The following is a 21392-nucleotide window of genomic DNA, read 5'->3' as shown; positions in this document are numbered from 1 at the left end:
ATGCGGCGTCTCCTGCTTTATGTGCTCCTGCTGATCGCCTCGCCGCTGCATGCGGCCGAGCGGCTCAATGTCGTCGCGAGCTTCTCGATCCTCGGCGATTTCGTCCGGAACGTTGGCGGCGATCGAGTCAACGTCACGACGCTGGTCGGCCCCGACAGCGACGTCCACGTCTACACGCCCGCGCCAAGCGATGCGAAGCGGATTGCGGACGCAAAGCTCGTGATCGTCAACGGGCTCGGCCTCGAAGGCTGGCTGCCGCGTCTGGTGCAGTCCGCCGGAAGCAAGGCGCAGGTGGTCACCGCGAGCGCCGGCATCGCACCGCTGAAGCTCGGCTCGGCCGCGGATCCGCATGCCTGGCAGTCCGTCCCGAACGCCAAGATCTACGTGAGCGACATCGCCAATGCGCTGGCCGCGGCCGACCCTGACGACGCCGAGTTCTTTCGCGCCCGGGCAAAGGCCTATCTGGATACGCTCGAAGCGCTCGACCGCGAGGTGCGGGAGGCCGTGGCGAAAATCCCACTGGGCCGGCGCAGGGTGATCTCCACCCATGACGCCTTCGGCTATTTCGCCGCCGAATATGGTGTCCAGTTCGTGGCCCCCTTGGGGGTCTCCACGGAGACCGAGCCCAGCGCGCGGGACATCGCCGCCATCATCGGCCAGATCAAGGCCCAAAAAATCCCGGCCGTGTTCCTGGAAAACATCAGTGATGACCGCCTGATCCGGCGGATCGCGGCCGAGACCGGGGCCAAGGTCGGCGGGACCCTGATTTCGGACGGTTTGACCGGCGAAAAGGGGCTCGCACCCACTTACATTGATATGGTCAGGCACAATATAAAGGCCCTGACCAGCGCGCTTGACCACTAGGGCAGGGGGCCACCCCGCCGTGCGTCGCGCGGAAAAGCCCGACCCGGAGTTGTTATGTCTGAAGCGTCCCAGAAAATTCCCGTGACCGTGCTGACCGGCTATCTCGGCGCCGGCAAGACCACGCTGTTGAACCGCATCCTGTCGGAAAACCACGGCAAGAAATACGCCGTCATCGTCAACGAATTCGGCGAGATCGGCATCGACAACGACCTCATCATCGGCGCCGATGAGGAAGTGTTCGAGATGAACAACGGGTGCATCTGCTGCACCGTGCGCGGCGACCTCGTGCGCATCATGGACGGCCTGATGAAGCGCAAGGGCAAGTTCGACGCCATTATCGTCGAGACCACCGGCCTTGCCGATCCGGCGCCGGTCGCCCAGACCTTCTTCGTCGACGAGGACGTGCAGAAGAACGCGCGGCTCGATGCCGTCGTCACGGTCGCCGACGCCAAATGGCTGTCCGACCGGCTCAAGGACGCGCCCGAGGCCAAGAACCAGATCGCGTTCGCCGACGTCATCGTGCTGAACAAGACCGATCTCGTCACCAAGCCGGAGCTTGCCGAGGTCGAGGCCCGCATCCGCGCCATCAACCCCTATGCCAAGCTGCATCGCACCGAGCGCTGCTCGGTGGCCCTGGCGGACGTGCTCGACCGCGGCGCCTTCGACCTCGACCGCATCCTCGACATCGAGCCGGATTTCCTGGAGGCCGACGATCATGACCACGACCATGATCATCACCATCACGGCCACGACCATCACCACCATGATCACGGCCACGGCCTGAAGCACTATCACGACGAGGACATGCAATCGCTGTCGCTCAAGACCGACAAGCCGCTCGATCCGAACGTGTTCATGCCCTGGCTCCAGAACCTGGTGCAGGTGGAGGGCGGCAAGATCCTGCGCTCCAAGGGCATCCTCGCCTTCCACGACGATGATGACCGCTATGTCTTCCAGGGCGTCCACATGATGCTGGAGGGCAACCACCAGCGGAAGTGGAAGGACGGCGAGCCGCGCGAGAGCCGCCTCGTCTTCATCGGCCGCGAATTGCCGGAAAAGGCCATTCGCGAGGGTTTTGAGAGCTGCATCGTCTCGTGATGAAAGAGTTTACGCCGGCCCCCGATTCCGCCTCGATCGTCTCCGTCACCGACCGCGTCAAGCCGGTTACGCTCGGCATGGGCGTGACCTCTGTGTATTTCCTTGGGCCCCGCGCCGCCTTCGTCGGCGGCGAGGAGAATGTCGCGCTCGTCGACGCCAAGGGCGAGATCACGACGGTCGCTGTCCATAGCGGCGGCATTCTGTCGACCGCCTCCGACGGCAAGCGCCTCATCATGGGCGGCGACGACGGTAAGGTTGTGTCGCTCGACGCCAAGGGTGAGGTGACGCTGCTCGCCACCGACCCCAAGCGGCGCTGGATCGACGCGGTGGCGCTCCATCCCGACGGTGCCTATGCCTGGTCGGCCGGCAAGAAGGCGACCGTCAAGAGCGGCAAGGCCGAGGAGAAGTCGCTTGAGGTGCCCTCGACCGTCGGCGGTCTCGCCTTCGCGCCGAAGGGCCTGCGGCTCGCGATCGCCCATTACAACGGCGCCACGCTGTGGTTTCCGAACATGGAAGGCTCAGCCGAATTCCTGCCCTGGGCCGGCTCGCATCTCGGCGTCACCTTCAGCCCCGACAACAAGTTCCTGGTCACCACGATGCACGAGGCGGCGCTGCACGGCTGGCGGCTTGCCGACAACAGGCACATGCGCATGACCGGCTATCCCGGCCGCGTCCGCTCGATGTCCTGGAGCGCGGGCGGCAAAGGGTTGGCGACTTCGGGTGCCGACACAGTCATCATCTGGCCGTTCGGCAGCAAGGACGGCCCGATGGGCAAGGAGCCCGCGATGCTCGCGCCGCTGCAGGCGCGCGTGTCGGTGGTCGCGTGTCATCCCAAGAACGACATACTCGCCGCCGGTTACAGCGACGGCACCGTGCTGATGGTGCGGCTCGAGGACGGCGCCGAGATCCTGGTCCGGCGCAACGGCACGCCTCCGGTCGCGGCGATTGCCTGGAACGCCAAGGGCACGCTGCTGGCCTTCGCCGACGAGAACGGCGACGGCGGATTGCTGGAGCTGTGAGACCGACTATCCACAGCCTCTCCCCGCTATGTTAATTTTGTTATCGTGTAACATAACCGACAAGCAGCCCCTGTAGGGTCGCGGATGCAGAGCGTGCGACGTGCAATTTCGAATTGCCGTCGTGCGGTCAATTGCGCACAGCGCCGGTCTCTCCGGAGTTTGCGTGCAATTCGATTTCTCGCATCAACACGCGCCACCGCAGGGAATTCAGATGCCCGTCATCCCCGATCTTCCGACTATCACCAGCATCACAGCGACCGATCCGACCCAGACCGACGCCGGAACGGTGCACTACACCGTCACCTTCTCGAAGCCTGTTCTTGGCGTCACGATCGATCAGTTCAGCCTTGCAACGAGTGGCAGCATCGGCGGCGCGGGCATCACCGACGTGACGCCGGTCGCCGGCAGCAACCTTTCGAGCTATACGGTCACGGTGAATACCGGATTCGGCTCCGGCTCGGTGGCGCTCCAGTTCACGGGAAGCAACGTCCACGATACCAATGGTTACTATGTCGGACCGTACCAATCCGAATCGAAGCTGACCGTAAACAGCCCGACGTCCTTCGCGATCGGCGACGTCAACGGAGACGGGAAGCTGGACGTCGTGATGGGGACAAACTTTTTCGTCAACCCGAGCTACGTCAGCGTGGCGCTGAACGACGGCACCGGTCACTTCTCCTCAGCCTCGAACACCTCGAGCCCAGGCCTATTGCCCTTGCTGGCGCTTGCCGATCTGAATGGCGACGGCAAGCTGGACATCGAACAGGTCACCCTCGACGGTACCGTGACTGTTCGTCTCGGCAACGGTAACGGCACGTTCGGGGCCAACACGAGCTATTCCGTCGGCAGCGGCGTCTATCAAACACCTAAAGTGATCGACGTGACCGGCGATGGCGTGCTCGACATCGTCGTCGGCAGCACGGTCCTGCCAGGAAATGGCAACGGTACGTTTGGGACTGCCATCACCACGAATCTCGGCGTCGGCTCCATCGCCTATGGCGACTTCAATGGAGACGGCAAGCTCGACCTCGTGACGAGGAATTCGACCAATCTGGCAATAGCGCTGAGCTTCGGCAATGGTGACGGCACGTTCCAGGCTCCGTCGTCCCCGGTCGGGACGGCGACATCTGTCCTCACCGGCGATTTCAACGGTGACGGCAAGCTCGACATGGCGGCCGTCAGCAGCGCCACAATCTCGATCCTGCTCGGCAACGGCGACGGTACTTTCACCTCGTCCGGGACGACTCTTCAGGCGGCGGGTACGATCGGATCCGGCGCGGTCGCCGACATCAACGGCGATGGCGTGGCTGATCTCGTGGTCGTCGGAACCAACAACACGCTCTCGACCTTCTTCGGTCACGGCGACGGCACGTTCGGGCAAGTGAGGATCTCGCCGCTCGACAAGACCGCCGGGCAGATCGGCGTCGGTGACCTGAACGGCGACGGCAAGGCCGACGTTCTGGTCGGATATCAATTCGGCACCAATCCTTTCACTCAAAGTTCGGGCACCGATATCCTGCTGACCGGTTCATCCAGCGAGACGGGACCGGCGTACACGATCGTGCGGACGTCGCCGGCGCTGACCATCACCGACGGGGACGTCACCCTCGGCGCCGACGGCAACAATTACATCAACGCGGCGCATTTCCATGGTGGGGCGACGACGTTGGCCGGCACCGGCAATGCCGGCGACACCATCTCGGTCACCGACGCCATGACTCACGCAGTCGTCGGCACGGCCACGGTCGGCCAGAACGGCACGTGGAGCCTCGGCGTGTCCGGCCTGCAGGACGGCACCACTTACAGCTATGTCGCGGCTGCGACCGACTCCCACGGCAACAGCAGCGTCGGCCCGGCGTTCACCTTCACGGTCGATGCGACCGCATCGCTCGGGATCACGGGCATCAATTTGTCGGCCGACTCGTCGGTGTCAAACCCGAAGGTCACCCTGCAGGGGACGACCGACGTGGCGGCGCAGGTGACCGTCACGGTCGGAGGGACCGACGTGATCGTCTCCAGCGCAACCGGATCGTGGCAGTTCAACAGCCAGGTGGTGCCGTTCGGATTGACGACGATCGCGGCTAGATTCTCGGATGCCGCAGGCAATGTCGGCGCCTCGCCGACCTATACGCTCATCAGGGGCGGCTATACGCTTGTCTCCAGCACGCAGATCACCAACGCGGTGGTTGTGAACAGTTTCTTCACCGTGGATTCCAACGCCGCGGAAACCGGTGCGATCGTGCTCTCCGGCGCGGGCGAAATCGTCCGCGGGACCTCGACCGGGGCAACGATATACAATGGTGGGAGCCAAGGGCTCGAATACGGCACGGCGACCGGGACCCTGGTGCAGGCTGGCGCCACTCAGCTCGTGAGCTTCCAGGGGACCGCCAAGGACACGGTGCTTTATGGCACGCAAACGGTCGGCAACACGGCGATCCACACCACGATCAAGTCGGGCGGACTCCAGAACGTCTACGTCAACGGCAGCACCTACGGCACCGTCATCGAGGCTCTTGGCACCCAAAGCACGGCCGGCGCCGACCACGATGCGATCGTCTTCGGCACGCAATATGTGACGGGCAGCAGCGCGAATGCCACGATCGGCTCGGGCGGCAATCAATACGATTACGGCACAGCGACCGGTGCAATGGTCCAGAGCGGCGGCTCCCAACACGTCTATCAAGGCGGCAGTGCCAGCGGCACCACCGTTGCTGCGGGCGGCTATCAGGACGTCTACCAGGGGATGGCCACCAACACCGTGCTCGCCGGCAATCAGCAGGTGCTTGCCGGTGGCCAGGCTGCCGGCACCGTCATCAATGCCGGTGGGCGGCAATATGTCGGCTCCGGTGGCGCGACCACCAATACGACCATCGCGACCGGCGGCTTCCAGTATGTCGACGCCGGTGCCACCGACAGCGGTGCGACCATCGCTGGTGGCCGGCAGTACATCGTCGGATCGGCGACGAGCACGACCGTTGGCGCGGGCGGCGTTCAGTACGACTACGGGACGGCAACCGGTGCGCTGGTCCAGAGCGGCGGCATCCAGCATGTCTATCAGGGCGGCAGTGCCGATGGCACGACCGTTGCCGCGGGCGGCTATCAGGACGTTTCCCAGGGGACTGTCACCAACACCGTGCTCGACGGTGAGCAGCAGGTGCTCACGGACGGCCATGCCACCGGCACCACCATCAATGCCGGCGGGCGGCAATATGTCGGTTCGGGCGGTGCAACCACCACCACGACCATCGAGACCGGCGGCTTCCAGTATGTGGACTCCGGCGCCACCGACGGCAGTGCCGCGATCAGCGGCGGCTACCAGTTCGTGGCGGGCACGGCGACCGGCGCCACCGTCAGCGGCGGCGGCGAGCAGGATGTCGGCGCAACCGGCACGGCTGCGAATACGCATCTCGACGGCGGCAGCGAGCATGTCTACGCCGGGGGCCTGCTCCAGAACGTCGATTTCGGCGGCTCGAACGGCGCAACGCTGGTGCTCGACGCGCCGACGGGCCTGTCTGGCGCGATCGCCAATTTCGGCGCTGACGACACCATCGACTTCCGCAACACGGTGGTCAGCAGTGTCGATGTCGACAGCGCGAACAATTTGACGGTCACGACCGACGGCGGCCAGAGCTACTCCTGGGCGCTGCTGGCGCAGTACGCAGCTTCGTCCTTCGTGCTCGCCACCGACGGCTACGGCGGAACGATGCTGAGCTACGTGCCGCCCCAGCAGACGCAACTCGCGGCCGCTCACTGAGGGGGCACCAGGCAAGACAACCAAGACGGACGGGCATCGGCTTTCACGGCCGGTGCCCGTTCAAATTGAACTTGGCGCCCCTCTCGCATAGATCGTCTGTCCATTGTGCGAGGGCCTATGCGGTTTCTGACGAGCTTCCAGCTCGCAGACTTTCTCGACACGCTGGTCGCCACGGTTTCGCTCGTTATGTTATTTTTTGTTAATATGTAACATAACCGACAAGCAGCCCCTGTAGGGTCGCAGATGTAGAGAGCACGGCATGCAATTTCGAATTGCTGCCGCGCGATCAGTTGCGCCTGACGCCGGCCTGTCCGGCGACGGTGTGCAATTCGAATCCTCGCATCAAGGCGCCACGCCAGGGAATCCCCATGCCACTCATCCCCGTTCTTCCGACGCTCGTCAGCATCACGGGCACCGATCCGTCGTCGACCGACGCGTCCGTCGTGCACTACACCGTCACCTTTTCGAAGCCGGTGTCCGGCGTCACGGTCGATCAGTTCACCCTCGCCGCGACGGGGAGCATCAACGGCGCTGGCATCACGGACATCACGCCGGTGACCGGCAGCAACGGCGCGAGCTACACGGTCACGGTCAACACCGGCTCGGGCAGCGGTTCGCTGGGGCTGCAACTGACCGGCACCAATGTGCACGATTCCAGCGGCTATTATGTCGGGCCGTTCCAGTCCGAAACGCAGATGAGCGGCCCGCGCTTCAGCATCATCAACACGGCGGCGGTCGGTGACGTCAACGGCGATGGCAAGCAGGATATGGTCTATGTCCGAACCGTCAGCGCTTCCGCATACTTTCTCGATGTCAGGACCAATGACGGCACGGGCCAGTTCACGCAAACCTCGCTGACCGGAGCTTCGGAGCTGGAATCGTCGATTCGACTCGGCGACGTCAACGGCGACGGCAAGCTGGACGTCCTGATGGGCAACATCTTCACCGGGACCCTGGACGTCAGGCTGGGCAATGGCAACGGCACGTTCGCGGCGGCGACGAAGTATGCGACGGGTGGCAGCACTGGCGGCAATATCAGGGCGTTTGCCGACTTCAATGGCGACGGCAAGGCCGACGTGATCATGTCGAACAACATTGGCACGTCGCTACTGCTCGGCAACGGCGACGGCTCTTTCGGATCGCCCGTGGCCACCGATGCCTCTGGTGTTCTTTCGAGCGGAGATTTCAACGGCGATGGCAAGACCGATCTGCTCGTGCAGAACTCAGGCTCGCCGGTTGCCGTGCGTCTTGGCAACGGGGACGGCACATTCCAATCCCCGATCGCGGCCGGCGCCTCATCGAGAACGATCAGCGGCGACTTCAACGGCGACGGCAAGCTCGATCTTGCGCTCGGAACCAACAATTCGATTGCGATCCTGCTCGGCAACGGCGACGGCACTTTTGCATCGCCACAGACCTTCCTGACACCGGCGCCCATCTGGAACTTGGCGGCCGCGGACTTCAATGGCGACGGCAAAACGGACCTCGCCGTGGTCGCGACCAGCAACAACACGCTTTCGACCTTCTACAGTCGCGGTGACGGCACGTTCGGTCCGGCGGTGACGTTGCCGCTCGCTTCGGGCGCCAACGGAATCACCGTCGGTGACCTCAATGGAGACGGAAAAGCCGACGTCGTGGTGGAGTGGTCAACGAGCAACTCCTCGACCGGCGAGGATGTCCTCCTCACCGCGCCGAATTCGACCACCACGCAATATACGATCAATCGCACGCCGCCGGCTCTGACCATTGTCGACGCGGACGTGACGCCGGGGGCCGACGGCAGCTACTACATCAACGCGGCGCATTTCCACGGCGGGACGACGACCCTGTCCGGCAGGGGCAATGCGGGAGACACTGTCACGGTCACGAATGCCGGCGACAATTCCGTCGTTGGCGTCACCACGGTTGGCCGCGACGGCAGCTGGAGCCTCGGCGTGTCCGGCCTCCAGGACGGTTCGACCTACAGCCATGCTGCGACGGCCACGGATGCCCTGGGCAACCACAGCAATCCCGGGCCAGTGTTCACCTTCAAGGTTGATACGACCGCCCCCGTCCTCGCGATCACAAGCATCGAAAATTCCGCTGCAACGCCTTTTTCGATCACCGTCCGGGGTACGCTCGACGTAGCCGATGCGGCCTCCGCGATCACCTTGTCGTTTGGTCCGACGGATTACGCGGTCACCAGCGCTGCCGATGGCACCTGGCGGCTCGACAATCTGTTTCCGGCAACCGGACTTTCCTACGTGACGGCCCGTCTGCGCGACGCAGCCGGCAATGACGGTGTGTCGCAATCGATCCCTCTCGCCTTTGGCTACACGATCGCGAGCGGCGCTTCACTGCAGGGCACCATCGTCGCGGCGTCCACCTCGTCCTTCAACCCGAGCCTTGTCGTCCGCGGCACGTCGGTCGCAACGGAATCGAAGAAGATTACGGCATCTCGACCGGATCGGTGGTCAAGAACGGCGGCCAGCAGCATATTTTTGGCACCGGCACGACCGGCGCGACGATCGAAGCCGGCGGCTATCAGGACATCCGCGCCGGCGGGCGTGCGACAGATACCCTGTTGTACGGTTTCGGGCAGGTCTACGCCAACGGCACCTCGGCCCACACCACGATCAAGGCTGGCGGACAGCAGTCCGTTGCCGCCGGCGGCCGCGACGTCAACTCGACGATCGACGGCGGAACGCAATATCTGAGCGGAACGGCGACGGGCACGACGGTGGGCGCCGGCGGCAATCAATACGACTACGGCACGGCGAACGGCGTCCTCGTCGCGAGTGGCGGCTCCCAGCACGTCTATCAGGGCGGTAGCGCCGCCGGAACGACGGTCGCGGCGGGCGGCTATCAGGACGTCTACCAAGGGACCGTCACCGACACCGTGCTCGACGGCAATCAGCAGGTGCTCGGCAATGGCCACGCGGCCGGCACCGTCATCAATGCCGGCGGGCGGCAATATGTCGGCTCCGGTGGCGCGACAACGGGCACGACGATCGCAACCGGCGGCTTCCAATATGTGGACGCCGGCGCGACCGACGGCAGCGCGACGATCAACGGCGGCTATCAGTTCGTCGCAGGTGCTGCGACCGGCGCAACCGTCAGCGGTGGTGGCGAGCAGGAAGTGGGGGCGGGCGGCCTCGCCTCGAACTCGCATCTCGACGGCGGCAGCGAGCATGTCTATGCGGGCGGCCTCGCCCAGAACGTCGATTTCGGCGGCTCCGGCGGCGCAACGCTGGTGCTGGACGCGCCGACAGGCCTGACCGGCTCGATCGCCAATTTTGGCGCCGATGACACCATCGACTTCCGCAACACCGTGATCTCCAGCCTCGATGTCGACGGCGCGAACAATCTGACGGTCACGACCGACGGCGGCCAGAGCTACTCCTGGGCTCTGCTCGCGCAATACTCGGCCTCGTCCTTCGCGCTCTCGGCCGACGGCAATGGCGGCACAGTGCTGAGCTATACGCCGCCCCAGCAGGCGTTGCTCGCGGCCGCTCACTAAGGCAGAGAAAACAAGACGACCGGGCATCGGCTTCCACAGCCGGTGCCCGTTCAAATTGACCTCGTCGGCACTCTCGCATAGATCGTTTGCCAACCCGTGCGAGGGACCATGCGGTTTTTGACGACATTCCAGATTGCTGACTTCGCGGATACGCTGGTCAGCCTGTTCACGGCCTTCGTGCTGGGCACGCTGATCGGCGCCGAGCGGCAGTACCGCCAGCGCACCGCCGGTCTGCGCACCAACGTGCTGGTCGCGGTCGGTGCCGCCGCCTTCGTCGATCTCGCGATGCATCTGACCGGCGCCGACGGCGCGGTCCGCGTGATCTCCTATGTCGTATCAGGCATCGGCTTCCTCGGCGCCGGTGTCATCATGAAGCAGGGCATGGACGTCCGCGGGCTCAACACCGCGGCGACGCTGTGGGCCTCCGCCGCCGTCGGCTCCTGTGCCGGCGCCGACATGGTCGCGCAGGCGGCTGCGCTGACCGTGTTCGTCATCGCCGGCAACACCATGCTGCGCCCGCTGGTCAACGCCATCAACCGCATTCCGCTGAACGAGAAGACCTCGGAGGCGACCTACTTTTTCAAGCTCGCCGTCGCGGCCGACGCCCTGCCCGACATGCGCGACCGTCTCGTCGACAAGCTGGAGGCCGCGAAATATCCGGTGGCCGATATCGACGTGGTTGAGACTGGGGATGACCTGATCGAGATTGTCGCAAAGCTGGTTGCGACCGCAGTCGATCCGAACGAGCTGAACGCGGTGGCGACCGATCTGCAGCACCTGCCGGGCGTGCGCCACGCCACCTGGGAAGTCAGCACCTCGGACTGAGCGCGGCGTTTTAGCACGCGACGGCACGGTTCCCGCCTCGTCCACCACGGAACCGCAGTCGGGCAAGTTCGTTGATCCCGCGGACAAAGGCGGTGATCGACATGCCCGGCCCAAATGACAAGCGCAGACTGAAGCTCGACCTGGTGATCGCCTGCTCGCTGTTCGCGGCAGGTGTCGTGGTCTCAGGCCTATCGCTGGCGGAAATCCGCGCCGAGAGCCGGATGCAGACGGCGCAGGCGACGCAACCGCTCCAAGGCACGCCGTCCAACGATCAGGACAAGACGCCCGCGCAAGCCAAGCCCGGCGGCGACCGTCCGACCACGCCGGCCCCCGAGCCCGCGCGCCCCGACCCGCAGACGCAGGGTGCGGCGACCAAGCCGGCACTGCCGGCAGCGCCCGCGGAGAAGATCGCGCCGCCGATCAAGGAGAAGTAGCCCGGCGGTCGGCGTATTGTGACGCGCATTTGATCTCGCCTCGGCAGCCGGCCCGTTCCATAATCTGTCACGCCAACGACAGATGGGGCCTCCCATGAAGATCGAAGACGTCCGCCGCACCGCCTATTCGATGCCGCTCACCAACCCGTCATTCCCGCCGGGGCCATATCGCTTCTTCGACCGCGAGTATTTCGTCATCACCTACAGGACCGATCCCGAAGCCCTCGCCGCCATCGTGCCCGAGCCGCTCGAGGTGGCGGAGCCGGTGGTGAAATACGAATTCATCCGCATGCCCGACTCGACCGGATTCGGCGACTACACCGAAACCGGGCAGGTGATCCCGGTCCGCCTCAAGGGCGAGGAGGGGGCCTACACCCACGCGATGTATCTGGACGACGAGGGACCGATCGCCGGCGGTCGCGAGTTGTGGGGCTTTCCGAAGAAGCTGGCGCGGCCGAAGATCGAGGTCGAGAGCGACGTGCTGGTCGGCTCGCTGCATTACGGCTCGGTGCTCTGCGCCTCCGCGACGATGGGCTACAAGCACCGCAAGGTCGACCTTGACGTGGTGCTGCAGTCGATGAAGGCGCCGAACTTCATCCTGAAGATCATCCCGCATGTCGACGGTTCCCCTCGGATCTGCGAGCTGGTGCGCTTCCATCTCGAGGACATCACGCTGAAGGAAGCCTGGACCGGTCCCGCCGCGCTCGGCCTGTTTCCTCACGCGCTCTGCGACGTCGCCCGTCTGCCGGTGCGCGAGGTGGTCTCGGCGCTGCATTTCAAAGCGGATTTGACGCTGGGGCTCGGCAGCGTCGCGTTCGACTATCTGGCGAAATAGGTCGCGAAACGACAATGCCCGGCACGAAGCCGGGCATTTTGATCGTTCGAGTCCGTTGAGCGATCAGCGCACCAGGACATTCCGGAACTGCCAGGGATCGCTGGTGTCGATATCTTCGGGGAACAGTCCCGGACGATCCGTCAGCGGCGTCCAGTCGGTGTAGAAACCTTTCACCGGGCCGAGATACGGCAGCTGGATTTCCAGCAGACGATCGAAATCCATCTCGTCGGCTTCGACGATGCCTTCGTTCGGGTTTTCCAGCGCCCACACCATGCCGCCGAGCACGGCGGAGGTCACCTGCAGGCCGGTGGCGTTCTGGTAGGGCGCGAGCTTGCGGGTCTCTTCGATGGAGAGCTGCGAACCGTACCAATAGGCATTGTTGTCATGGCCGAACAGCAGCACGCCGAGTTCGTCGATGCCGTCGACGATTTCGTTCTCATCGAGGATATGGTGCTTCTCCTGCATCTTCGCGGCGCGGCCGAACATTTCATGCAGCGACAGCACGGCATCGTCGGCCGGATGATAGGCATAGTGGCAAGTCGGCCGATAGACCGCCGTGCCCGATGCGTCGCGCACCGTGAAGTAATCGGAGATCGAGATCGACTCGTTGTGGGTGACGAGGAAGCCATACTGTGCGCCGCGGGTCGGGCACCAGGTGCGCACGCGCGTGTTGGCGCCGGGCTGCATCAGATAGATGGCCGCGCCGCAGCCGGCTTCGTGGGTATGCGCATTCTCGGGCATCCACCTTTCATGGGTGCCCCAACCGAGTTCGGACGGCTGCACGCCTTCGGACAGGAAGCCTTCCACCGACCAGGTGTTGACGAAGACGTCAGGCTCTTTCGGCGTCTTGGAGCGCTGGGTGTCGCGTTCGGCGATGTGGATGCCCTTGATACCGGCCTGCCGCATCAAGTCGGCCCATTCGGCCTTGGTCTTCGGCTTGGGGGCATTGAGCTTCAGATCGGCGGCGACATTGAGCAGCGCCTGCTTGACGAAAAAGGAGACCATGCCGGGATTGGCGCCGCAGCAGGAGACGGCCGTCGTCGAGCCCGCCGGGCGCGCCTTCTTGGCGGCCAGCGTCACTTCGCGAAGCGCGTAGTTGGAGCGCGCTTCCGGGCCCTTCGACGCGTCGAAATAGAAGCCGAGCCAGGGCTCGTTGACGGTATCGATGTAGAGCGCGCCGAGCTCGTTGCAGAGCTCCATGATGTCGGTGGAGCCGGTGTCGACCGAGAGATTGACGCAAAAGCCCTGGCCGCCGCCTTCGGTGAGCAGCGGGGTCAGCAACTCGCGGTAATTGTCCCGGGTCACGGCCTTCTGGATGAAGCGGACGTTCTGCTTCTCGCAATGCGCCTTGCGGCCCTCGTCCTTGGGATCGATCACGGTGACGCGCGACTTGTCGTAATCGAGATGCCGCTCGATCATCGGCAGCGTGCCCTTGCCGATGGAGCCGAAGCCGACCATGACGATGGGACCAGTGATCTTCGCGTAGATCTGCGAGGGGTGGCTCATGGGATGGTTTCTCCGGAACGTGCTGGCAAACTAAAGGGTGAGGGGTGGATCAGGCGCTGCGGCGCTTGTCAGACGCTGCGGCGCTTGGCGGTGACTTCGATCTCGACCTTCATCTCGGGCTTGGCGAGGGCGCTGACGACCAGCAGCGTCGCAGCAGGTCTGATGTCACCGAGAACCTCGCCGCAGACGGCGAAGTGGGCGTCGATGTAGCTGGCGTCGGTGACGTAGTAGGTCGCACGGACGATATCGGCCATCTCGAATCCGCCCTCCTTCAGGGCGGCTTCGATGGTCTTGAAGCAGTTGCGTGACTGGCTCGTGACATCGGCCGGCATCGTCATCGTCGCGTAGTCATAGCCGGTGGTTCCGGCGACGAAGGCGAACTCACCGTCGATCACGGCGCGGCTGTAGCCGACGGTCTTCTCGAGGGGAGAGCCGGTGGAGATCAGGCGACGGGACATGGTCGTGGGCCTCGACTGAAGGGGGGGGTTGGCGGGTTAAAGGGCGTTTCTCAGGCCCGCGCAACCCTAAAGGAACGGGCACGCGCAGGCATCGCCGCGGAGCGCGGCTTAAGTCGTCGCCATCATGGCGATCCCTTAGGCCGCGTGCGCCTGGAGGGCGCGAACTACCCTCCGTTTGGGCAGGGCCGCGCCGGTCGGGACGATCATCCCCTCAACGCCATCCAGCGCACCGGGTAGGAATTCGATCGCCAGGCGGGCGAGAAGCCGAAGCGGGCGTAATAGGGGGCATCGCCGAGCAGGATCACGGCGGCATGCCCGCGCGCCCGGGCGGCGGCCAGCGCTTGTTGCATCAGCGCGGCGCCGATCCCGAGCTCGCGGAAGGCAGGGTCCACCGCCAGCGGTCCGAGGACCAGGGCGGGCCTGCCTCCGGCGCTGACGTGCCACAGCCGCACGGTTCCCACGAGTGTCCCCTCGCGCACAGCCGACAGGGCAAGGCCTGCGGCAGGTGCACGTCCGTCGCGCAGGCGCTGGCAGGTGCGGTCATGGCGGTTCTCGCCAAAGCAGGCATCCAGCAGCGCTTCACGGGCGGCGACGTCGGCAGCACGTTCCGCACGGATCGCGAACGGAGCGGCTTTCGAAGTGAGGGCGACTTGTGGCTTCCGAAAAGCAGTCATGGCGCGTCAGTCCCCGCTTGAACCCGCGTGCGAGAAGCACGCCGGCTCAAGACGTCGTCAGAATGGCAATGTCAGGAAAGGAGCCGGCGGACCGGCTCCCGGGTTCGTCAGGCCTCAGAACGAGAGGCGGATCAGATGTGGCAAATCAGATGTGGTACGTCTTCAGCGGCGGGATGCCGTTGAACGCCACCGCCGAGTAGGTCGACGTATACGCCCCGGTGCCTTCGATCAGCAGCTTGTCGCCGATCTCGAGCGTGACGGGGAGCGGATACGGGCTCTTCTCGTACAGCACGTCGGCGCTGTCGCAGGTCGGGCCCGCGAGCACGCACGGCGTCATGTCCGCGCCGTCATGCGGGGTGCGGATGGCGTAGCGGATCGACTCGTCCATCGTCTCGGCGAGACCGCCGAACTTGCCGATGTCGAGATAGACCCAGCGCACCTCGTCCTCGTCGCTCTTCTTCGAGATGAGCACGACCTCGGATTCGATGATGCCGGCGTTACCCACCATGCCGCGGCCCGGCTCGATGATGGTCTCCGGAATCTGGTTGCCGAAGTGCTTGCGCAGCGCGCGGAAGATCGAGCGGCCGTAGGTCACGACCGGCGGCACGTCCTTCAGGTACTTGGTCGGGAAGCCGCCGCCCATGTTGACCATGGTCAGGTTGATGCCGCGCTCGGCGCAGTCGCGGAACACCTGCGAGGCCATCGCCAGCGCACGGTCCCACGCCTTCACCTTGCGCTGCTGCGAGCCGACATGGAAGGAGATGCCGCACGGCTCCAGGCCCAGGCGCTTGGCGACGTCGAGCACGTCGACGGCCATTTCCGGGTCGCAGCCGAACTTGCGCGACAGCGGCCATTCGGCGCCGGCACAGTCATAGAGGATGCGGCAGAACACCTTTGCACCGGGAGCGGCACGGGAGACCTTCTCGACCTCGGCGGCGCAGTCGACTGCGAACAGCCGGATGCCGAGCGCGAAGGCGCGCGCGATGTCGCGCTCCTTCTTGATCGTGTTGCCGAAGGAGATGCGGTCGGGCGTCGCACCTGCGGCCAGCGCCATCTCGATCTCGGCGACGGTTGCGGTGTCGAAGCAGGAGCCCATGGAGGCCAGCAGCGCCAGCACTTCCGGCGCCGGGTTCGCCTTGACGGCGTAGAACACGCGGCTGTCGGGCAGCGCCTTGGCGAAGGTCTGGTAATTGTCGCGCACGACTTCGAGATCGACCACGAGGCAAGGCTCGGTGTCCCGGCCCTCGCTGCGGCGGTTGCGCAGGAATTCCTGAATACGTTCGGTCATAGCACTCTCCCAAACGGCCCAGCGACGGGGATCCGTTCAAAAAATGTCGTCGGATAAGAGCGCTCCGGCCAGATCACGCGATGGAGGCGTGACGAGCCAAAGACTCACATCAGACTGTGCTGCCGTGGATTGGTTGGGAGTTTTCCCGCCCGCACACCTGGCAATGAAGGACAAGCCTTTTCAGTAGCCCGCGCCGGCGTTGGAATGCCGGTAGAGACCAAAAAAGCCCGATCCGTCGTTGCTTTAAGTCGCGTCCCCCGTTGAGAGCGGGGTGCGCCGGTTCGCCTCCGGCTGCCAGTCACGGTTGCAAAAAGTGAAGTCACCTTCGACATGGCATCTCTTTGAGAGAGATGCTGGACGCTCCGGGTTTGCTTCCTCGTCCGACCTTTCGGTCTTTCGACTTCCGCACTTCCGAAGAGCCCCTCGGCTTCTTCACCCCTTGGCGGCTGTCCGGCCTCTTGTCCGGATACCTACCGACTGACACACGACCACAGGCACGTGCGAAATTGGGCAAGTCCGCACATAAGCGTTTTGACTCTGGTTCGCAAGAATTTTTTTTAGGCTGCGGACAGAATTGCCTAACATCTGCTTGCGCGGTGTTGCGCGAGCGACGCGGAAGATGAACGCGCGTTAAGTTTTCTGCGTCGTGCGCGCGTCTCGCGCGCGCGAGGAAGCGTCAGCGGCGCTTCGTGAACGGCTCGACGCGCTGAGCCGCGCGGATGAACGCGGTCATCACGAGCACGCCGAGCGCGAACAGCACGGCCTGGAGGATGTGCGTGCCCTGATCGCCGAGCCCGAACAGGATCGCGAGCGCCCAGCCACCGGCGAACGCGGCGCCGAACACCTCGGCGCCGATCAGGATGGCGGCGCTGATGACAGTGATGACGCTCGGCCAGACGATCTGACGGGAAGAGGAGGCAGGCGCGTTCATGAGCTTTGGGGTCCGTGGCTTCGAGGGCCGCAATCTCCCCGAAAAGGCGCCCGGGAGCAAGGGCAAATGGCCCAAAAAAGCCCCATCGCGTGCTATACCTGACCCCAACAATCGAGCCACAAAAACCGGGACTTGCGATGTCAGACCCCCGCCAAACCACGGACCCCGAGACCAACCCGCTGCTGAAGGCCTGGGTGACGCCGTTTGCGACACCGCCCTTCGACGAGCTCAAGCCTGAGCACTTCCTCCCGGGCTTCGAGCAGGCCTTCGCCGATCACTCCGCCGAGATCGCGGCGATCACCAACGATCCCGCGGCCGCCGACTTCGCCAACACCATCACGGCGCTGGAGCGCTCCGGCAAGCTCCTCACCAAGGTCGCCGCGGTCTTCTACGACCTCGTCTCGGCGCATTCCAACCCGGCCATCCTGGAGATCGACAAGGAGGTCTCCTTGCGGATGGCGCGGCACTGGAATCCGATCATGATGAACGCCGTGCTGTTTGGTCGCATCGCCCATCTGCACGAGAACCGCGCCAGTCTTGGTCTTTCGCCCGAGCAGCTCCGGCTGCTGGAGCGCACCTACACCCGCTTCCACCGTTCCGGTGCCGGCCTCTCCGAAGAGGCCAAGGCGCGGATGGCGGAGATCAACGAGAAGCTCGCCCAACTCGGCACCAGCTTCAGCCACCACCTGCTCGGCGACGAGCAGGAGTGGTTCATGGAGCTGGGGGAGGCCGACCGCCAGGGCCTGCCGGAGAGCTTCGTCGCCGCCGCCAAGGCTGCGGCGGAAGAGCGCGGCATGGACGGCAAGGCCATCGTGACGCTGTCGCGCTCCTCGACCGAGCCGTTCCTGAAGAGCTCGGCCCGCCGTGACCTGCGCGAGAAGGTCTACAAGGCCTTCACGGCGCGTGGCGACAACGGCAATACCAACGACAACAACGACACCATCGTCGAGATCCTGAAGCTGCGCGAGGAGAGCGCCAAGCTCCTGGGCTATCCGACCTTCGCCGCCTACCGGCTCGAGGATTCCATGGCCAAGACGCCGGATGCGGTGCGCGGCCTGCTGGAGCGGGTCTGGAAGCCGGCGCGGGCGCGCGCGCTCGCCGACCGCGACGAGATGCAGGCGCTGATCACGGAAGAGGGCGCCAATTTCAAGCTCGCGCCCTGGGACTGGCGTTTCTATGCCGAAAAACTCCGCCTCCAGCGCGCCAATTTCGACGACGCCGCGATCAAGCCATATCTCACGCTCGATCACATGATCGCCGCCGCCTTCGACTGTGCCACGCGCCTGTTCGGCATCACCTTCGAGGAGCGCAAGGACGTACCGGCCTGGCACCCTGATGTCCGGGTCTGGGAGGTGAAGGGGCCGGACGGCAAGCACAAGGCGCTGTTCTACGGCGACTACTACGCCCGGCCGTCGAAGCGCTCCGGCGCCTGGATGACCTCGCTGCGCGACCAGCAGAAGCTCGACGGCGAGATCGCGCCGCTCGTCATCAATGTCTGCAACTTCGCCAAGGGCGCGAACGGCGAGCCCTCGCTGCTCTCGCCCGACGATGCCCGTACCCTGTTCCACGAGTTCGGCCACGGCCTGCACGGCATGCTCTCCAATGTGACCTATCCGTCACTCTCGGGCACCGCGGTGTTCACCGACTTCGTCGAGCTGCCGTCCCAGCTCTACGAGCACTGGCAGGAGCGGCCCGAGGTGCTGCAGCAGTTCGCCCGCCACTACCAGACCGGCGAGCCGCTGCCGGACGATCTGCTCCAGCGCTTCCTCGCCGCGCGAAAGTTCAACCAGGGCTTTGCCACGGTCGAGTTCGTCTCCTCGGCGCTGGTCGATCTGGAATTCCACACCCAGCCGGCTTCTGCCGCGCAGGATGTCCGCGCCTTCGAGAAGAGGGAACTGGAGAAGATCGGCATGCCCGAGGAGATCTCGCTACGCCACCGGCCGACCCAGTTCGGCCACATCTTCTCCGGCGACCACTATGCATCCGGTTACTACAGCTACATGTGGTCGGAGGTGATGGACGCCGACGCCTTCGGCGCCTTCGAGGAGGCCGGCGACATCTTCGACCCGGCGGTGGCAAAACGCCTGCACGACGACATCTACTCCTCGGGCGGATCGGTCGATCCCGAAGCCGCCTATGAAGCCTTCCGCGGCCGTCCGCCGGAGCCCGACGCGCTGCTGCGCCGGCGCGGCCTGCTCGATGGCGCGAAGGCGGCCTGATGGGCATGCGTGCCCTGTTCGGCCTGTTGCTCGCCGCTGCGATGACGTTCGCAGCGGGCGCGGCAAGCGCGCATCCACATGTCTGGATCACCGCGACCAGCGAGCTGCTCTACGCCGCCGACGGCAGCATTACCGGTGTCCGCCACGCCTGGACCTTCGATGACATGTTCTCGGCCTATGCGCTGCAGGGGCTCGAGAGCAAGACCAAGGGCGCCTACACCCGTGAAGAGCTGGGGCCGCTGGCGCAGACCAATGTCGAGTCGCTGAAGGAATACGCCTACTTCACCTTCGCGCGAGCCGACGGCAAGAAGGAGCGTTTTAACGAGCCGGTCGACTACTTCCTCGACTACAAGGATACCGTGCTGACCCTGCACTTCACGCTGCCGCTGAAGAACCCGGTCAAGCCCAAGCAGCTGGTGCTCGAAGTGTTCGACCGCTCCTATTTCATCGACTTCCAGATGGCCAAGGACAACCCGGTCAAGCTGGTCGGCGCGCCCGCCGGCTGCCAGATGAAGCTCGATCGGCCCAGCGACGGCTCCGCCACCGCGCAGAAGCTCAACGAGCAGACCTTCCTGAACGGTGAGAACTCGAATTTCGGCATGATGTTCGCCAACAAGATCACGGTGGATTGCCCTTGATCGGTCGTCTTCGTTCCCCGCTTGTGCGCGGGCTTCTGGCCTGTGCGGCCGTGCTCGTTGTTGTGAGCGTGGCGGACGCCGCGCTTCACGATCTCCTCGCGCAAAATCCGTTCGGCGCACCACGGCCGGCGCAGGCGGCCGAGCCCGAGGCCAGCGGCGTCATCGGCTGGCTGTTGGCCAAGCAGTCGGAATTCTATCGCCAGATGTCGGCGACCATCCGCGCCGCCAAGTCCGACGGCTCGGCGGTGTGGACGCTGCTCTTCATCTCCTTTGCCTACGGCATCTTCCACGCCGCCGGCCCCGGCCACGGCAAGGCGGTGATCGCCTCTTATCTCGTCGCCAACCGCGAGACCGCGCGGCGCGGTATCGCGCTGTCGTTTGCCTCGGCGCTGATGCAGTCGCTGGTGGCGATCCTGATCGTCGGCATCTCGGCCTGGGTGCTGAACGCCACCGCCAAGACCATGTGCAAGGCGGAAGGCGCGATCGAGATCGCAAGCTACGGCCTGATCGCGCTGTTCGGCCTGCGCCTGGTCTGGGTCAAGGGCCGCACCTTCATCCGCGCGCTCCAGGCGGTCCAGCCGGTGCCGGCCATCGCCGGCGTGCCGCATGAGCATCATGATCACGGCCATCACCATCATCATGACGCCCATGATCATCACGACCACGATCACGGTCATGATCACCATCATCACGACCATGGTCACGCCCACGCCCATCACCACCATGGGCACGACCACGTCCATGACGAGCATTGCGGCCATTCCCACGGCCCCACGCCGAGTGAGCTCGCCGGTCCCGGCGGCTGGCGGCGCGGGTTTGCTGCGATCCTGACCGTCGGCATCCGGCCCTGCTCGGGTGCGATCCTGGTGCTGGTGTTCGCGCTTGCGCAGGGCCTGTTCTGGGCCGGCATCGCCGCGACCTTGCTGATGGGGCTCGGCACCGCCATTACGGTCGCGGCCATCGCCGTCGTCGCCGTCTCCGCCAAGGACATCGCCGCCCGCCTCAGCGCGGGGCGCGACGGCGGCGGCGCGCTGTTCATGCGCGGCATCGAATTCGGCGCCGCAGCCCTCGTGCTGCTGTTCGGCGCGGGCCTGTTGTTCGGCTACATCGCCGCCGAACGGACGACGTGTTTCTAAGGTTGCTCTTTCCCTCCCCCCTTGTGGGGGAGGGGGGCTCGCCGCGTAGCGGCGAGACGGGTGAGGGGTATCTCTCCGCGAGCAAACCTCTCACGATTGAATCGTGCGGAGAGATACCCCTCATCCGTCGCGCTGCGCGCGCCACCTTCTCCCACAAGGGGCCTGTTGCGTTATCGGCTCTTGAGGCTGAAGACGTCAGGAGAGAAGGCCTTGG

15 protein-coding genes and 3 pseudogenes are annotated in these 21392 nt (G+C 64.9%); 13 read left to right on the top strand and 5 right to left on the bottom strand.

What is annotated here, in order from left to right:
- The 10 genes and pseudogenes from AC5ZFO_RS37985 (at window position 1) to AC5ZFO_RS37940 (ending at window position 12328) form a co-directional block, all read left to right on the top strand.
- A complete protein-coding gene (locus tag AC5ZFO_RS37985; RefSeq protein WP_282525304.1) occupies window positions 1-864 on the top strand; it encodes a metal ABC transporter solute-binding protein, Zn/Mn family in 864 nt (287 codons plus the stop codon).
- 54 nt (window positions 865-918) lie between these two features.
- The gene (locus tag AC5ZFO_RS37980) at window positions 919-1962 is read left to right on the top strand and encodes a CobW family GTP-binding protein (protein ID WP_014491771.1); all 1044 of its coding nucleotides are present in this window, start codon (window positions 919-921) and stop codon (window positions 1960-1962) included.
- A complete protein-coding gene (locus tag AC5ZFO_RS37975) occupies window positions 1962-2981 on the top strand; it encodes a WD40 repeat domain-containing protein (protein ID WP_496123460.1) in 1020 nt (339 codons plus the stop codon). Before AC5ZFO_RS37980 ends, AC5ZFO_RS37975 begins: the two co-directional genes overlap by 1 nt.
- A gap of 211 nt (window positions 2982-3192) precedes the next feature.
- Window positions 3193-6735: a beta strand repeat-containing protein gene (locus AC5ZFO_RS37970; protein WP_496123459.1), complete on the top strand. Its 3543-nt coding sequence runs from the start codon at window positions 3193-3195 to the stop codon at window positions 6733-6735.
- Between the two features lie 368 nt (window positions 6736-7103).
- Window positions 7104-8765: pseudogene (locus AC5ZFO_RS37965) on the top strand (FG-GAP repeat domain-containing protein); the annotation flags it as partial.
- A gap of 419 nt (window positions 8766-9184) precedes the next feature.
- Window positions 9185-9268 (top strand): annotated as a pseudogene (locus AC5ZFO_RS37960) (hypothetical protein); the annotation flags it as partial.
- Between the two features lie 30 nt (window positions 9269-9298).
- Window positions 9299-10234, top strand: a complete 936-nt coding sequence (locus tag AC5ZFO_RS37955) for an AIDA repeat-containing protein (RefSeq protein ID WP_496123471.1) — start codon at window positions 9299-9301, stop codon at window positions 10232-10234.
- Window positions 10235-10342: 108 nt separating this feature from the next.
- The gene (locus AC5ZFO_RS37950; RefSeq protein WP_496123458.1) at window positions 10343-11059 is read left to right on the top strand and encodes an MgtC/SapB family protein; all 717 of its coding nucleotides are present in this window, start codon (window positions 10343-10345) and stop codon (window positions 11057-11059) included.
- Between the two features lie 101 nt (window positions 11060-11160).
- Entirely contained in the window at window positions 11161-11493 is a 333-nt protein-coding gene (locus AC5ZFO_RS37945; protein WP_282525298.1) for a hypothetical protein, read from the top strand.
- 94 nt (window positions 11494-11587) lie between these two features.
- Window positions 11588-12328, top strand: a complete 741-nt coding sequence (locus AC5ZFO_RS37940; protein WP_028148116.1) for an acetoacetate decarboxylase — start codon at window positions 11588-11590, stop codon at window positions 12326-12328.
- Window positions 12329-12391: 63 nt separating this feature from the next.
- Here AC5ZFO_RS37940 and AC5ZFO_RS37935 read toward each other — a convergent pair whose 3' ends face one another.
- From AC5ZFO_RS37935 to AC5ZFO_RS37915, 5 genes and pseudogenes are all read right to left on the bottom strand, one after another.
- A complete protein-coding gene (locus AC5ZFO_RS37935) occupies window positions 12392-13834 on the bottom strand; it encodes a homospermidine synthase (RefSeq protein ID WP_496123457.1) in 1443 nt (480 codons plus the stop codon).
- Between the two features lie 68 nt (window positions 13835-13902).
- Entirely contained in the window at window positions 13903-14292 is a 390-nt protein-coding gene (locus AC5ZFO_RS37930; protein ID WP_282525296.1) for a RidA family protein, read from the bottom strand.
- Between the two features lie 135 nt (window positions 14293-14427).
- A pseudogene (locus AC5ZFO_RS37925) lies at window positions 14428-14966 on the bottom strand (GNAT family N-acetyltransferase).
- Window positions 14967-15111: 145 nt separating this feature from the next.
- Entirely contained in the window at window positions 15112-16254 is a 1143-nt protein-coding gene (locus AC5ZFO_RS37920) for a type III PLP-dependent enzyme (RefSeq protein WP_282525295.1), read from the bottom strand.
- Between the two features lie 676 nt (window positions 16255-16930).
- Window positions 16931-17185, bottom strand: coding sequence for a hypothetical protein (locus tag AC5ZFO_RS37915; protein ID WP_028157810.1), 255 nt, complete (start codon window positions 17183-17185; stop codon window positions 16931-16933).
- Window positions 17186-17322: 137 nt separating this feature from the next.
- Here AC5ZFO_RS37915 and AC5ZFO_RS37910 point away from each other — a divergent pair, with 137 nt between their 5' ends.
- From AC5ZFO_RS37910 to AC5ZFO_RS37900, 3 genes are read left to right on the top strand one after another with little or no spacing between them, the layout of a single operon-like run.
- The gene (locus tag AC5ZFO_RS37910; RefSeq protein WP_282525294.1) at window positions 17323-19404 is read left to right on the top strand and encodes a M3 family metallopeptidase; all 2082 of its coding nucleotides are present in this window, start codon (window positions 17323-17325) and stop codon (window positions 19402-19404) included.
- Window positions 19404-20042, top strand: coding sequence for a DUF1007 family protein (locus tag AC5ZFO_RS37905; RefSeq protein ID WP_282525293.1), 639 nt, complete (start codon window positions 19404-19406; stop codon window positions 20040-20042). Before AC5ZFO_RS37910 ends, AC5ZFO_RS37905 begins: the two co-directional genes overlap by 1 nt.
- Window positions 20033-21178, top strand: coding sequence for a nickel/cobalt transporter (locus AC5ZFO_RS37900; protein WP_496123456.1), 1146 nt, complete (start codon window positions 20033-20035; stop codon window positions 21176-21178). Before AC5ZFO_RS37905 ends, AC5ZFO_RS37900 begins: the two co-directional genes overlap by 10 nt.
- Window positions 21179-21392 lie beyond the last annotated feature (214 nt).

The organism is Bradyrhizobium sp. Unk1, from assembly GCF_059512345.1.
Note: the sequence above shows the minus strand (reverse complement) of the source record. Positions and strands in the feature narration are given on the sequence as shown.

Coding starts and splice junctions, on each gene's coding strand:
- AC5ZFO_RS37910 (WP_282525294.1), top strand. CDS start 17,323: ATGTCAGACCCCCGCCAAACCACGGACCCCGAGACCAACCCGCTGCTG.
- AC5ZFO_RS37985 (WP_282525304.1), top strand. CDS start 1: ATGCGGCGTCTCCTGCTTTATGTGCTCCTGCTGATCGCCTCGCCGCTG.
- AC5ZFO_RS37920 (WP_282525295.1), bottom strand. CDS start 16,254: ATGACCGAACGTATTCAGGAATTCCTGCGCAACCGCCGCAGCGAGGGC.
- AC5ZFO_RS37975 (WP_496123460.1), top strand. CDS start 1,962: ATGAAAGAGTTTACGCCGGCCCCCGATTCCGCCTCGATCGTCTCCGTC.
- AC5ZFO_RS37905 (WP_282525293.1), top strand. CDS start 19,404: ATGGGCATGCGTGCCCTGTTCGGCCTGTTGCTCGCCGCTGCGATGACG.
- AC5ZFO_RS37980 (WP_014491771.1), top strand. CDS start 919: ATGTCTGAAGCGTCCCAGAAAATTCCCGTGACCGTGCTGACCGGCTAT.
- AC5ZFO_RS37970 (WP_496123459.1), top strand. CDS start 3,193: ATGCCCGTCATCCCCGATCTTCCGACTATCACCAGCATCACAGCGACC.
- AC5ZFO_RS37935 (WP_496123457.1), bottom strand. CDS start 13,834: ATGAGCCACCCCTCGCAGATCTACGCGAAGATCACTGGTCCCATCGTC.
- AC5ZFO_RS37915 (WP_028157810.1), bottom strand. CDS start 17,185: ATGAACGCGCCTGCCTCCTCTTCCCGTCAGATCGTCTGGCCGAGCGTC.
- AC5ZFO_RS37940 (WP_028148116.1), top strand. CDS start 11,588: ATGAAGATCGAAGACGTCCGCCGCACCGCCTATTCGATGCCGCTCACC.
- AC5ZFO_RS37950 (WP_496123458.1), top strand. CDS start 10,343: ATGCGGTTTTTGACGACATTCCAGATTGCTGACTTCGCGGATACGCTG.
- AC5ZFO_RS37945 (WP_282525298.1), top strand. CDS start 11,161: ATGCCCGGCCCAAATGACAAGCGCAGACTGAAGCTCGACCTGGTGATC.
- AC5ZFO_RS37930 (WP_282525296.1), bottom strand. CDS start 14,292: ATGTCCCGTCGCCTGATCTCCACCGGCTCTCCCCTCGAGAAGACCGTC.